We start from the raw sequence: 11,718 nt of genomic DNA, 5'->3' as shown, positions 1-11,718 counted from the left end.
GCGTATGTGGCGTGAAAGCGGGCGCGGGGTCAATGCCCTGCGCCCGCCACACAGCCCGGTTGGCTGTTACTTGCCCGTCGCGCGTTCGGTATTGCGGGCGGTCAGCGCCAGATACAGGCCCGCTGCCAGCAGCAAAACGTGGAACTGGTTATAGAGCAGCAATTCCACCGGCGGTGCCCAATAGGCCACGTAAAGCACACCCGCGACGATCAGCGCGGCCCCAAGGCCCGCAAGGCGGGTTATCAGCTCGCCCATCGGGTTGCGCAGGAAGCCGCTGACGATCAGCGCGGCACCCACCGCGATTTCCCCGAACGCGGCCAAGCCCCACAGGAAGAACGGCACGCCAAAGCCTGCGGCCATGTCGGCGCTCAGCGGCACCTTGTCGAACCCCTGTTGCAACAGCACCACTGCAAGAGGGATGCGCAGCAGCCAATCGGCATAGCGTGCATGGGGCAGCGCGCGCTCGGTGCGCTCGAAAACGTCGGATGTGTAAGCCATGTGTCAACTCCTGTTCGCAATTCTGCAACCGATACGCGAGGGTTGGGCTTCGGGATCAGCGGATAGACACCATGTCGCAGGCGAACGCGGTGGGGGCTTCCCCTTGGGCACATCGCACACTAGGTTTGCGCCAGACCTATGTAATTGGAGAGCCCGATGGCCGAGATCAAAGACCCCGAAAACACCATCCTGATGGAGCTGAAAGGCGGCACCGTCGTGATCGAGTTGCTGCCCGATGTCGCACCGGGCCATTGCGCCCGCATGAAGGAACTGGCGCGCGCGGGTAAATATGACAATGTCGTGTTCCACCGCGTGATCGACGGGTTCATGGCCCAGACCGGCGATGTCGCCAATGGCAACACAGAGGTGAACTACAACCCCGGCCGCTGCGGCACCGGCGGGTCCGACCTGCCGAACCTGAAGGCCGAATTCTCTGGTGTGCCGCATGACCGGGGCACCTTGGGGGCAGCGCGGTCGCAAAACCCTGACAGCGCGAACAGCCAGTTCTTCATCAATTTCAACGACAATCATTTCCTGAACCGGCAATACACCGTCTATGGCCGGGTGATTTCCGGCATGGAACATGTCGACGCCATCACCCGTGGCGAGCCGCCGGCAAGCCCCGACAAGATGCTGTCGGTCAAGGTGGCCGCCGATGCGTGACAAGCTTCTGTTCGCGGGACTGTTCGCGGTCGGCTTGGCAATTCTGGGCGCGTCCTGGTGGAACCTGAACGCGGTCAGCGCACAGACAACAGAAGTGCCCGCCGACCATGACGGGCCGGTCATGGTCATAGAGGTCGCGGGCGAAGCGAACGGCACCCTGCGGGTGGCCCTGCGCGACGATCTGGCCCCGAACCATGTGGAGCGCATTGTCACGCTGGCCGAAAGCGGTGCTTATGACGGTGTCGTGTTTCACCGCGTGATCGAAGGCTTCATGGCGCAGACGGGCGATGTCGAACATGGTCGCGCCGATGGGAACCCGCGGTTCTGGGGCATGGGCGGGTCCGACCTGCCCGATCTGGCGGCGGAATTCACGGATGAGGATTTTGCCCGTGGCGTGGTCGGCATGGCCCGCTCGCAGAACCCCAACAGCGCAAACAGCCAGTTCTTCATCATGTTCGCGCCTGCGCCGCATCTGAACGGGCAATACACCGTCGTCGGTCAACTGATCGACGGGTATGACGTGCTGGATGCGATCAAACGCGGCACGGGCGGCAATGGCGCAGTCGTTGGCGAGCCCGACCGCATGGCGCGCGTGACGATCGAACGCTAAAGTAGCGCGAAAATGAAAAAGGCCGGGCGTTCTGCCCGGCCTTTTTGCATGGCGAGCGGGTTTATTCCGCCGCCGCGCGCTCGCGCATCCGGCTTTGCAGGGCAGAGGCCAGTTCCGGGTCGTTGGTCGCCGCTTCGCCAATGGCCACGTATTCCTCGACCGTGATGCCGGGGGTTTGCTCGACAACCTGCAAGATCGCCGCGTTCGCTTCTTCGAGCAGGCTTTGCTGCGCGGCATCGTCCTGCAAGGCCTGAAGCTGTGCGATGTAATCGTTGCGCAGCGCGCTGACCTCAAGCGCGGCCATGACGAAGGACTCGAGCTTGGCGCTGTCCGCAGCCAGTTCCGCGCCGTCAGGCTGGGTTTGGGCCAGCGTGGCAGGGGCGGTGGCAAAGGCCAGACCGGTGGCCAGAAGGGCGGCGCTCATGCTTGTCTTGAAACTCATCCATTCTCCTGTTCTGCGCGGATCGGTCCGCGTCTGCGCAACAGGTAGAGGCTTGGCGCACGGCTCGCAAACCGGAACGGCAAGAAAATGCCGACGCGCCTAGCCCAGCAGCTTCACGCCCCGGCTGATGCCGTCCAGCGTCATCGGCACCATGCGTCCTTCGAAAATCTGGTCGATCATCTGGGTCGATTGCGTATAGCGCCAGTGCTGTTCCGACGCGGGGTTGATCCACAGGTTGTCGGGCCATTGCGCGCGGGCGCGGTGCAGCCAGACCTGGCCGGCTTCCTCGTTCCAATGCTCATTCGCGCCACCGGGCAGGGCGATTTCATAAGGCGACATGGCCGCATCGCCCACGAAGATGCATTTCCAGTCGCTGCCATAGCTGCGCAGCAAATCCCATGTGGGCAGCCGTTCGGTCCAGCGCCGCGCGTTGTTGCGCCAGACGAATTCATAGAGGCAGTTATGGAAGTAGAAATGCTCCATATGCTTGAATTCGGCGCGCGCGGCGCTGAACAGGTCTTCGACCGCCTGCACATGGTCATCCATCGACCCGCCGATATCCAGAAGCAGCAGCACCTTGACCGCGTTGCGCCGCTCTGGCCGGGTTTTCACGTCCAGCCAGCCTTGTTCTGCCGTGGCGCGGATGGTGCCGTCCAGATCCAGCTCTTGCGCGGCCCCATCGCGCGCCCATTTGCGCAAGCCCTTCAGCGCCACTTTGATGTTGCGCGTGCCAAGCTCGCGCTCGCCGTCCAGATCGCGGAATTGCCGCTTATCCCAAACCTTGACCGCGCGGCGGTGGCGCGAGCGGTCCTGACCGATGCGCACGCCTTCGGGGTTGTAGCCATAAGCCCCGAAGGGCGAGGTGCCCGCCGTGCCCACCCATTTATTGCCGCCTTGGTGGCGCGCTTTCTGTTCTTCCAGACGTTTCTTCAACGTCTCCATCAGCTTGTCGAACCCGCCAAGCGCCTCGATCTCGGCCATTTCCTGCGCCGAAAGGGTCTTTTCCGCCAGTTTTTCCAACCAGTCGCGCGGCAGGTCCATGGACTGCACCATGTCGTCGAAGCTGATCGCCTCCAGCCCTTCGAAACTGGCGGCAAAGGCGCGGTCGAACCGGTCGAGGTGGCGTTCATCCTTCACCATGGCAGTGCGGGCCAGATAGTAGAACCCGTCTATGTCATAGGTGGTCAGCCCCGCCAGAACCGCTTCCAGGAAGCCCAGGAATTCGCGCGGGCTGACCGGCACCTGGTGGGCGCGCAGCGACTGGAAGAAGGGCAGGAACATGGGCGTTACAGCACCTTTTCAACCCCGATCGTGGCGAACAGGCCCAGAAGCCCGCCAAGGATAACGCCGACGCCTGCATATTGCGCCTTGTCCATGCGGTTGCCGCCGCGCTTTGCGGCGTTGCGCCAGCCCAATGCGCCCCCAAGGACCATTCCCACGATCACGATCATCCGCGTCTGCCTTTCCGTTCCTATGGCCGCGCCAGCAGCGCGATTTCCGCCTGCCGCGCCTCTGCCGCCTTGTCCGAGCCGAAGCCATGTAGCGCAAAGGGCGCGGCGTCACGGCGCAATGCGTTGGCCGCTTCCATATTGCCCTGGCCCGCCAGCGCCTGCGCGCGCAGCAGCATGAGCGACGACAAAAGCGCCCCGTTTTCCGCCTGCCGCGCCACCGGAATAGCGCGCCCGGTCAGGTCCAGCACGATGCTGAATTGCTGCGCGCCAAGCGCTTGGGCGGCCAGATGCAGGTCGGCATAGGCACGCGGAAGCGCACCGTCAGGCAGCGAGCCGTAAAGCCGCGACGCTTGATAAAGCGCCTCCAGCGCGTCGGCACCGCGCTCGGGCGGGGCGAAACGGGCAAACAGGAACAGGCTGAAGGCAAGCCGCGCATCCTGCCAGCCGGAATTGACCGCGATCCCCAACGCGTCGCGCGCCAGCGCAAAGCTGCGCGCGGGTTGCGGTGCAGATAGCGCGCCCTCGACAGCGCTCACCCAGTCGCGCCCGGTGGGGCTGGCGGGCACCGCGCGCCCACCTTCGCCACGCGGGTTCAGGCTGGCCAGAATGCCGGGCAGGCGGCGCGCGACCTCTGCCTTGGGCATTCCGGCGCGCAGGCTGGGATGGTTCCACGCGCGCAGCACCAGCATGTCATAGCCCGTGACGACGGTCTGGAAATTGTCGTCATTCCAGACCGTGCCCGCAATGCGGTAGAGGTCGTTCAGCGGCCCCAGCGCCTGGCTGATTTCTTCATGCAGGCAGTCGCGCATTTCCTGCACGGTGGCGTCGGCGGGCGCGACCACCAGCACACGCTCTCGGCGCACGATCTCGGCCCAGTTCAGCCCCGGCCCGCGCAGGGTTTCGCGGAATTCATCCCATGACCCCACATCGGGCACGACGAAGCAGCTTGCCTCTGGCACAGAGCGGCGCATGACCGCGCGGGGCACGAATTCCACATTGATATTCGCGGGCTCAGTCTGGCGACGAATGTCCAGCCGGGCCTCGCGGCGCAGGCGGTCCAGCAGGCGGTCGGTTTCCACCACGGCAAGCGGCGGCAGCGCACCGCTCAGCCGCAATGTGACCGGCCCTTCGAACCGCGACAGAACGGGTATGTCGCGCCCGGATTCAAGCCGAAAACCAAGCTCCAGAATATCCTGCACGATCTGTGCATTGGGCACCTGCGTGGGGGCGGCGCGCGGCGCGCCGAACAGCGCGGCCGAACTGATCGCACGGGTCTGCACCGACATGTCCGGTGCTGGCCCCATATCGACCATCGGCGCGCAACCGGCCAGAGCGGCGACAAGGACCAACGCGCGCATCATGCCGGACGCGCGTATTTGATGAAGGGGGTCAACTGGCCAACCCGGTCATAAAGCTGGCGCGCCGTGGTGTTGAAGTCCTGCGTGGTCCAGTAGACCGCCGGGCGCCCGCGCGCATCGGCCAGCGCATAGACCGCTTCTATCAACGCACGGCCCACGCCCTTGCCGCGCGCCTCTGGCAGGGCATACAGGTCTTGCAGGTAGCTGACACCCTCGGGCCGCCAGCAATGTGCGTGAAAGATCACATGCGCGAGGCCAATCAAGCGCCCATCGTCTTCGGCCACCAGCGCGCACATCTCGCGATCCGCCAGCAGCGAAGCGAAGGTCGCGTCGTAAACGCTGCGGGACAGGGTGGTGTCGTAGAATTCCAGATAGGCGTGCCAAAGCGCATTCCATTCTGGCCGGTCGCTGGCGCGCAGGGGGCGTATCTGCATGGCCTAGCGCCCCTGCCGCCGCGCCATGAAGGCGAGGCGTTCAAACAGGTGCACGTCTTGCTCGTTCTTCAAAAGCGCGCCGTGCAGCTTTGGCAGCGCGCTTGCGCCGTCGCGCTTCAGGTCTTCGGGTGACAGGTCTTCGGCCAGAAGCAGCTTCAGCCAATCCAGAACTTCCGATGTGGACGGCTTTTTCTTCAGCCCCGGTGCCTCGCGAATCTCGAAGAACTGCGTCAGCGCGGCTTCCAGCAAGCGCGGTTTGATGTCGGGGAAATGCACCGCCACGATGGATTTCAGCGTCTCCATATCCGGGAACTGGATATAGTGGAAAAAACAGCGCCGCAGGAACGCGTCGGGCAGGTCTTTTTCATTGTTCGAGGTGATGATGACGATGGGCCGATGCTTGGCGCGGATGGTCTCGCCCGTCTCGTAGACGAAGAACTGCATCTGGTCCAATTCCTGAAGCAGATCGTTCGGAAATTCGATATCGGCCTTGTCGATCTCGTCAATCAGCAGGACCACGCGCTCGTCTGCCTCGAACGCTTGCCAGAGCTTGCCCTTGCGGATGTAGTTCGAAACATCTTCGACCCGCGCATCGCCCAACTGGCTGTCGCGCAGGCGTGACACGGCATCGTATTCATACAAGCCCTGTTGCGCGCGGGTGGTGGATTTTATGCCCCATTCGATGATCGGCACGCCAAGACTGGCGGCAATCTGGCGCGCCAATTCGGTTTTGCCCGTGCCCGGCTCGCCCTTGACCAGCAGCGGGCGTTGCAGCGTGATCGCGGCATTGACCGCCATGGTCAGATCATCGCCCGCAATATAGTCCTTGGTCGAAGAAAACCGCATCTGCCACCTGCCTGCCCGTCTTGTGCCTGCAACCTAGCCCGGTGCCGGTGCAGCGGCAAGATCGCAGGTGCCGCGGTTCAGGAAAGCGCGTGACAATCCCAATCGGTTGGGGTATCCGGCCCGCGAGGGCGCGGAATATGGGTGATGTCATGCACGAAGACCTCAAGACCCAGAGTTCCGCTGGCATCGGGGAACAGGGCATGAAAACAGAGATCTTTCTTCCAGAGGATTATCGTCCGGCAGAGGACGAGCCGTTCATGAATGAACGCCAACTGGAGTATTTCCGCCGCAAGCTGCTTGCGTGGAAGGACGACATCATGAAGGGCAGCGCAGAAACGCTGGCAGAACTGGCCAATAGCAGCCGGGCGATTCCCGACATTGCAGACCGCGCATCAGAAGAAACTGACCGCGCGCTGGAATTGCGCACCCGCGACCGCCAGCGCAAGCTGGTCGCCAAGATCGACGCCGCGCTGCGCCGCATCGAAACCGGCGATTTCGGCTATTGCGAAATGACGGGCGAGCGCATTTCGCTCAAGCGGCTGGATGCGCGCCCCATCGCCACCATGACGCTGCAAGCGCAGGAAGCGCATGAGCGCAAAGAGCGGGTGCATCGCGACGACTGACCATTTGCCACGTTGCGTGGCACGGGCGCTTTACGCAAGACAAGGCATCGGGGCGCGTGAAACGCACCGGTGCCTTTGTCGTTGAAAGGGGCTGCATGACACTTGCGGGGAAATCGGTTCTGGTCGTCGGCGGCGGCATTGGCGGTCTGGCTGCCGCGGTCGCGCTGCGCGCGCGCGGCGCCGATGTGACCGTGCTGGAGCAGGCCGGTGCGTTCCGCGAGGTGGGCGCGGGAATCCAGATCAGCCCGAATGGTGCGCGAGTGGTGCAGGCCTTAGGTATTGATCCGGCGCAGATAGGTCAGCGCGCCCAAGGCGTGAGCTTGCGCAACGCCGCCGGCACGCGTGTATTGCACATGGCGCTGCCGAACACGGGCGCGGGGTTCCATCTGGTGCACCGCGCCGATTGCGTGGCCGCCTTGGCCGCGCGGGCAGAGGGTGTTGAGACCCGCTTCAACGCGCAGGTCGTGGCGGTGGATGTGCAGAATGCCCAAGTCACCTTGGCCCATGGCAGCACGCTTGAGGCCGATCTGGTCGTGGGCGCAGATGGGTTGCACTCTGTCCTGCGCCCGGCCCTGAATGGCGCGGCGAAGCCGTTTTTCACCGGCCAGGTTGCGTGGCGCGCGCTGATCCCCGGCAGGCCCGATGACGCAGCTGAAGCGCAGGTGTTCATGGGGCCGGGGCGGCATCTGGTCAGCTACCCGCTGCGCGGCGGTGCGCTGCGCAACATCGTCGCCGTGGAAGAGCGCAAGGCATGGGCCGAGGAGGGCTGGAACCACCCCGACAGCCCCGAGAACCTGCGCCGCGCCTTCGCGGGCTTTGGCGGGCCTGTGCCCGACTGGCTTGCGCAGGTGGACAAGGTCTATCTGTGGGGGCTGTTTCGCCACAAGGTCGCGGCGCAGTGGCATGGCGGGCGCGCGGTGCTTCTGGGCGACGCGGCCCATCCCACGCTGCCCTTCATGGCGCAAGGGGCGAATATGGCGCTGGAGGATGCCTATACCCTTGCGCGCGAACTGGACCACGCGCCGGACCTGCCCACGGGCCTTGCCGCCTATCAGGCCGCGCGCCGCAACCGTGTGGTACGCGTGGTCGAGGCCGCGAATCGCAATGCGCGCAACTACCATCTGCGCGCGCCCCTCGCGCCTTTGGCGCATATGGCGCTGCGCCTGTCGCAGCGCGTGGTGCCGAATGCGCCCTTGCGCCAGTTCGGCTGGATCTATGACCATGACGTCACCCAAGGGGCCAAACCATGAGCACCGATGACGCGATGCAGCTTGTCTATCTGGGCATCTGGGGGGCCGTGCTGGTGGGCTACCTGCTGGTGTCGCGCGCGACCAACTGGGGCACCACGCTGCGCCACGCGGCGCTGTGGGGGCTGATCTTCGTGGGGGTCGCCGCCGCCTATGGGCTGTGGGACAACCTGACCCATCGCCGCCCCACCGTCACCGGCGATGGCGAAATCGTGCTCCGCGCGGGTGGCGACCGCCATTTCAAGCTGGAATTGCAGGTCAATGGCAGCCCGGTCGAATTCATACTCGACACCGGGGCATCCGACATCGTGTTGTCGCAAGAAGATGCCGCGCGCGTGGGCTTTGACCCCGACAGCCTGCCCTATCTGGGCCAAGCCCGCACTGCGAACGGCACGGTCGGGCTGGCGCGGGTGGAACTGACCGAGGTGGTGCTGGCCGAAGGCGGTCTGGAATTTCGCGACACCAACGTGCCCGCCTTCGTCAATGAGGGCGCGCTGGACGTGTCGCTTCTGGGCATGGGGTATCTCTCGCGCTATGCCCGTATCTCCATCGAAGGCGACCGGCTGATCTTGCAACGCTGACAGGCCTTCGGGCTTGTCTGCATTGGGTTGCAGCGCTAGGACATGGGCAAGCCCGAGAAAGGACCAAGCGCCATGCCCGATGATCTGATGAATTCCTACATGACCGGCCCCGACGACCAAGGGCGCTTCGGCATCTATGGCGGGCGCTTCGTGTCGGAAACGCTGATGCCGCTGATCCTGTCGCTGGAAGCGGAATATGAGCGCGCCAAGACCGACCCCAGCTTCTGGGCAGAGATGGACGATCTGTGGAAGCACTACGTGGGCCGCCCCTCGCCCTTGTATTTCGCCGAGCGCCTGACCGAGTATTGCGGTGGCGCAAAGATTTACCTGAAGCGCGACGAGCTGAACCATACCGGCGCGCACAAGATCAACAACGTGCTGGGCCAGATCCTGCTGGCGCGGCGCATGGGTAAAACTCGGATCATCGCCGAAACGGGCGCGGGCCAGCACGGGGTGGCGACCGCCACCGTCTGCGCGCGCTTCGGGTTGAAATGCGTGGTCTATATGGGCGCGCATGATGTCGAACGCCAAGCGCCGAACGTGTTCCGGATGCGTCTGCTGGGGGCCGAAGTGGTGCCCGTCCGCTCTGGCCGCGGCACGCTGAAAGACGCCATGAACGACGCGCTGCGTGACTGGGTCACGAATGTGCGCGACACGTTTTACTGCATTGGCACGGTGGCCGGGCCCCACCCTTACCCGGCCATGGTGCGCGATTTCCAGTCGATCATCGGCAAGGAAACCCGCGAACAGATCATGGAGCGCGAAGGCCGACTGCCCGACACGCTGGTCGCCGCCATCGGTGGCGGGTCGAACGCGATGGGCCTGTTTTACCCGTTCCTCGATGACAAGGATGTCGCTATCATCGGGGTCGAGGCTGGCGGCCACGGCGTCGATGACCGGATGGAGCATTGCGCGTCCCTGACCGGCGGGCGCCCCGGTGTGCTTCACGGGAACCGCACTTACCTGTTGCAGGACGAGGATGGGCAAATCCTTGAAGGTCATTCCATCAGCGCGGGGCTTGATTATCCGGGTATCGGCCCGGAACATGCTTGGCTGAAGGATGTGGGCCGCGCGGAATACGTCAACATCACCGATGACGAGGCTTTGGCCGCGTTCCAGGTGTGCTGTGCGCAAGAAGGCATCATCCCGGCGCTTGAACCCAGCCATGCGCTGGCGCATGTGCTGAAAATTGCTCCCAAGCTGCCCGCCGACCACCTGCTGGTGATGAATATGTGTGGCCGGGGCGACAAGGACATCTTCACCGTTGCCAAGCATCTGGGCTTTGAAATGGGTGCCTAAACTCTGGTTTATAGGCAAAAAATAAACCTCTGCTCGATAGATTGCGCTCGCACCCACGGGCTATAGCAAAGGGGTTCGCACGTTTTTCATGTGCGAACGCTCGTTGTTCTAGGTGTTCAAGGGTGCGCCCTCTGCGCTGTTTTCCGTGGCGGTTTCGTGTGTAACCAAAGTATCGGTGCCCGCCACAATGCCAGTGGTGTATGTGCCGCGCAGAGATGGACCTGTGCCCGAGTGCCAGTGTCTGTAAAGAGTGCTATGCTTAGGGCCGCATTCCGTTCTTGGATCGGGATGCGGTTTTCCTTTGGCAGCGCCTTGCGCTGTCAGGCTGGAATCGTGCGATGAATGGTTTGGTCAAATCCCTGGCACTCGCCGTGTTTGCGCTGCTGTTAGCCGCGCAATCGGCTTTGGCCAGTGATCGCATTACCCCCGAAATGGTCAGCCAGGCGCTGGAAGGGCAGGGCTACACGGTCGAATCCGTCACGCGCACCTTGCTGGGGCGCGTGCGGGTTGTGGCCTCGATGGGGGGGATCTGGCGGGAAATCGTGCTAGATGCGTCGACCGGTCAAATCCTGCGCGATTACGCCGTCGAATTCTCGCCCGGCGAGATGCCAAACCCCGACCCCGGCGATATGCCGCGCGGCGGCGATCTTTTGGAAAACCCGGACCTTTTGACACAGCAGAATTGAGACCCTGAATGACTTTTCCCGACCCGCGCACCGCCTTTTGGCACGCCTTTGCACGAAAGGGCGGATATGCGGCTTAATTATCTGATCCTGTTGATGGTGCTGGTGCAGGCCGTGGGTGCGCTGTTCTTCATTGGCGATATTGCCATGACCGTGCTGGGCATTCCGCGCCAACCCATCGACTGGCAAACCCGCGAGATGCTGGAAATCGGCGCGGCTGTGGCGCTCTTGATCGGGTTGGTGCTGTCGGGGGCGTTGCTGATCCAGTCGCAGCGCCGCCTTGGCCGGGCAGAGGCGCAGCTTCAGCGCGCGTCAGCCGCCTTCATGGACGTCATGGACCAGAATTTCACCCAATGGGGTCTGACCCCGGCAGAGCGCGACGTGGCGTTCTTCGTGCTGAAAGGGTTCTCCACGCAGGAAATCGCGGGCTTTCGCAACACCTCCGAAGGCACGGTCAAGGCGCAGACGAATGCGATTTACCGCAAGGCCGGTGTCAATGGCCGGGGCCAGCTTCTGAGCCTGTTCATCGACGACCTGATCGCCGATTCGCCGCCCTGTTCGGAAAAAGACACAGGCTAGGGCGCGTCGGTCGCATACAGGCGCAAAATGTCCAGCGGCACGACCTGCAAGGCCCGCTCATGCGTCGCGCGCAACGATATCCGCGGGGCCACGCCCTCGTGATGTGCTTGCAGGAAGCGCGCGGCGCACAGGCACCATTTGTCGCCGGGTTTCAGGCCCGGAAAGGCGAGTTCCGGGCGCGGGGTGGACAGGTCATTGCCCAGATATTTCGAATGCGCCAGAAATTCCGCCGTCATCACGGCACAGACCGTGTGGCTGCCGTGATCCTCTGCGCAGGTGTCGCACGACCCGTTGCGGAAAAAGCCCGTCAGCGGCGTGGTCGAACACGGTTCCAGCGTGCCGCCCAGCACGTTCACAGAAGGCAGTTTGACAATGGCCATGGAAACGGTCCCCGTTTGGTTTCC

Annotated in this window: 16 protein-coding genes; 8 read left to right on the top strand and 8 right to left on the bottom strand. The window is 63.7% G+C overall.

Features of this window, described 5'->3' with window-relative positions; translation table 11 throughout:
• Positions 1 to 66: 66 nt before the first annotated feature.
• Complete coding sequence (locus J1C52_RS01550; protein WP_227426157.1) at positions 67 to 498, bottom strand: hypothetical protein; 432 nt, start codon at positions 496 to 498, stop codon at positions 67 to 69.
• 156 nt (positions 499 to 654) lie between these two features.
• On the opposite strand from J1C52_RS01550, the gene J1C52_RS01545 reads away from it, so the two are divergent.
• Complete coding sequence (locus tag J1C52_RS01545) at positions 655 to 1,161, top strand: peptidylprolyl isomerase (protein WP_227426156.1); 507 nt, start codon at positions 655 to 657, stop codon at positions 1,159 to 1,161.
• Positions 1,154 to 1,771, top strand: coding sequence for a peptidylprolyl isomerase (locus tag J1C52_RS01540; protein WP_227426155.1), 618 nt, complete (start codon positions 1,154 to 1,156; stop codon positions 1,769 to 1,771). Before J1C52_RS01545 ends, J1C52_RS01540 begins: the two co-directional genes overlap by 8 nt.
• A 61-nt stretch (positions 1,772 to 1,832) precedes the next feature.
• Here J1C52_RS01540 and J1C52_RS01535 read toward each other — a convergent pair whose 3' ends face one another.
• From J1C52_RS01535 to J1C52_RS01510, 6 genes are all read right to left on the bottom strand, one after another.
• The gene (locus J1C52_RS01535; protein ID WP_227426154.1) at positions 1,833 to 2,213 is read right to left on the bottom strand and encodes a DUF4168 domain-containing protein; all 381 of its coding nucleotides are present in this window, start codon (positions 2,211 to 2,213) and stop codon (positions 1,833 to 1,835) included.
• 99 nt (positions 2,214 to 2,312) lie between these two features.
• Positions 2,313 to 3,494, bottom strand: coding sequence for a vWA domain-containing protein (locus J1C52_RS01530; RefSeq protein ID WP_227426153.1), 1,182 nt, complete (start codon positions 3,492 to 3,494; stop codon positions 2,313 to 2,315).
• 5 nt (positions 3,495 to 3,499) lie between these two features.
• Complete coding sequence (locus J1C52_RS01525; protein ID WP_227426152.1) at positions 3,500 to 3,664, bottom strand: apolipoprotein acyltransferase; 165 nt, start codon at positions 3,662 to 3,664, stop codon at positions 3,500 to 3,502.
• A gap of 20 nt (positions 3,665 to 3,684) precedes the next feature.
• A complete protein-coding gene (locus J1C52_RS01520; RefSeq protein WP_227426151.1) occupies positions 3,685 to 5,025 on the bottom strand; it encodes a DUF2927 domain-containing protein in 1,341 nt (446 codons plus the stop codon).
• Positions 5,022 to 5,456: a GNAT family N-acetyltransferase gene (locus J1C52_RS01515; protein ID WP_227426150.1), complete on the bottom strand. Its 435-nt coding sequence runs from the start codon at positions 5,454 to 5,456 to the stop codon at positions 5,022 to 5,024. Before J1C52_RS01515 ends, J1C52_RS01520 begins: the two co-directional genes overlap by 4 nt.
• 3 nt (positions 5,457 to 5,459) lie before the next feature.
• Positions 5,460 to 6,302, bottom strand: a complete 843-nt coding sequence (locus J1C52_RS01510) for an AAA family ATPase (protein WP_227426149.1) — start codon at positions 6,300 to 6,302, stop codon at positions 5,460 to 5,462.
• Positions 6,303 to 6,502: 200 nt separating this feature from the next.
• On the opposite strand from J1C52_RS01510, the gene dksA reads away from it, so the two are divergent.
• The 6 genes from dksA to J1C52_RS01480 all read left to right on the top strand — a co-directional run bounded on the left by dksA (position 6,503) and on the right by J1C52_RS01480 (position 11,314).
• The gene (dksA, locus tag J1C52_RS01505) at positions 6,503 to 6,925 is read left to right on the top strand and encodes an RNA polymerase-binding protein DksA (protein WP_227426148.1); all 423 of its coding nucleotides are present in this window, start codon (positions 6,503 to 6,505) and stop codon (positions 6,923 to 6,925) included.
• A 95-nt stretch (positions 6,926 to 7,020) separates the two neighbouring features.
• Positions 7,021 to 8,175: an FAD-dependent monooxygenase gene (locus J1C52_RS01500; protein WP_227426147.1), complete on the top strand. Its 1,155-nt coding sequence runs from the start codon at positions 7,021 to 7,023 to the stop codon at positions 8,173 to 8,175.
• Positions 8,172 to 8,753 (top strand): retropepsin-like aspartic protease family protein, encoded by a 582-nt coding sequence (locus tag J1C52_RS01495; RefSeq protein WP_227426146.1) that lies wholly within the window; start codon positions 8,172 to 8,174, stop codon positions 8,751 to 8,753. Before J1C52_RS01500 ends, J1C52_RS01495 begins: the two co-directional genes overlap by 4 nt.
• Before the next feature lie 72 nt (positions 8,754 to 8,825).
• The gene (gene trpB / locus J1C52_RS01490; protein ID WP_227426145.1) at positions 8,826 to 10,052 is read left to right on the top strand and encodes a tryptophan synthase subunit beta; all 1,227 of its coding nucleotides are present in this window, start codon (positions 8,826 to 8,828) and stop codon (positions 10,050 to 10,052) included.
• Positions 10,053 to 10,390: 338 nt separating this feature from the next.
• Entirely contained in the window at positions 10,391 to 10,738 is a 348-nt protein-coding gene (locus J1C52_RS01485; RefSeq protein WP_227426144.1) for a hypothetical protein, read from the top strand.
• Between the two features lie 66 nt (positions 10,739 to 10,804).
• Positions 10,805 to 11,314, top strand: coding sequence for a helix-turn-helix transcriptional regulator (locus J1C52_RS01480; protein ID WP_227426143.1), 510 nt, complete (start codon positions 10,805 to 10,807; stop codon positions 11,312 to 11,314).
• Here J1C52_RS01480 and J1C52_RS01475 read toward each other — a convergent pair.
• Complete coding sequence (locus tag J1C52_RS01475) at positions 11,311 to 11,694, bottom strand: DUF2237 family protein (protein ID WP_255618333.1); 384 nt, start codon at positions 11,692 to 11,694, stop codon at positions 11,311 to 11,313. The two genes, J1C52_RS01480 and J1C52_RS01475, sit on opposite strands and share 4 nt — an antisense overlap.
• Between the last annotated feature and the right edge of the window lie 24 nt (positions 11,695 to 11,718).

Origin of the sequence: Roseibaca sp. Y0-43, assembly GCF_020667835.1 — a bacterium.
GTDB lineage: Bacteria > Pseudomonadota > Alphaproteobacteria > Rhodobacterales > Rhodobacteraceae > Roseinatronobacter.
This window is presented reverse-complemented; position numbering and strand designations above follow the sequence as displayed.

Bases quoted from the DNA above. Each gene is read 5' to 3' on its own strand.
- J1C52_RS01550 (WP_227426157.1), bottom strand. From the start codon at position 498: ATGGCTTACACATCCGACGTTTTCGAGCGCACCGAGCGCGCGCTGCCC.
- J1C52_RS01545 (WP_227426156.1), top strand. From the start codon at position 655: ATGGCCGAGATCAAAGACCCCGAAAACACCATCCTGATGGAGCTGAAA.
- J1C52_RS01540 (WP_227426155.1), top strand. From the start codon at position 1,154: ATGCGTGACAAGCTTCTGTTCGCGGGACTGTTCGCGGTCGGCTTGGCA.
- J1C52_RS01535 (WP_227426154.1), bottom strand. From the start codon at position 2,213: ATGAGTTTCAAGACAAGCATGAGCGCCGCCCTTCTGGCCACCGGTCTG.
- J1C52_RS01530 (WP_227426153.1), bottom strand. From the start codon at position 3,494: ATGTTCCTGCCCTTCTTCCAGTCGCTGCGCGCCCACCAGGTGCCGGTC.
- J1C52_RS01525 (WP_227426152.1), bottom strand. From the start codon at position 3,664: ATGATCGTGATCGTGGGAATGGTCCTTGGGGGCGCATTGGGCTGGCGC.
- J1C52_RS01520 (WP_227426151.1), bottom strand. From the start codon at position 5,025: ATGATGCGCGCGTTGGTCCTTGTCGCCGCTCTGGCCGGTTGCGCGCCG.
- J1C52_RS01515 (WP_227426150.1), bottom strand. From the start codon at position 5,456: ATGCAGATACGCCCCCTGCGCGCCAGCGACCGGCCAGAATGGAATGCG.
- J1C52_RS01510 (WP_227426149.1), bottom strand. From the start codon at position 6,302: ATGCGGTTTTCTTCGACCAAGGACTATATTGCGGGCGATGATCTGACC.
- dksA (WP_227426148.1), top strand. From the start codon at position 6,503: ATGAAAACAGAGATCTTTCTTCCAGAGGATTATCGTCCGGCAGAGGAC.
- J1C52_RS01500 (WP_227426147.1), top strand. From the start codon at position 7,021: ATGACACTTGCGGGGAAATCGGTTCTGGTCGTCGGCGGCGGCATTGGC.
- J1C52_RS01495 (WP_227426146.1), top strand. From the start codon at position 8,172: ATGAGCACCGATGACGCGATGCAGCTTGTCTATCTGGGCATCTGGGGG.
- trpB (WP_227426145.1), top strand. From the start codon at position 8,826: ATGCCCGATGATCTGATGAATTCCTACATGACCGGCCCCGACGACCAA.
- J1C52_RS01485 (WP_227426144.1), top strand. From the start codon at position 10,391: ATGAATGGTTTGGTCAAATCCCTGGCACTCGCCGTGTTTGCGCTGCTG.
- J1C52_RS01480 (WP_227426143.1), top strand. From the start codon at position 10,805: ATGCGGCTTAATTATCTGATCCTGTTGATGGTGCTGGTGCAGGCCGTG.
- J1C52_RS01475 (WP_255618333.1), bottom strand. From the start codon at position 11,694: ATGGCCATTGTCAAACTGCCTTCTGTGAACGTGCTGGGCGGCACGCTG.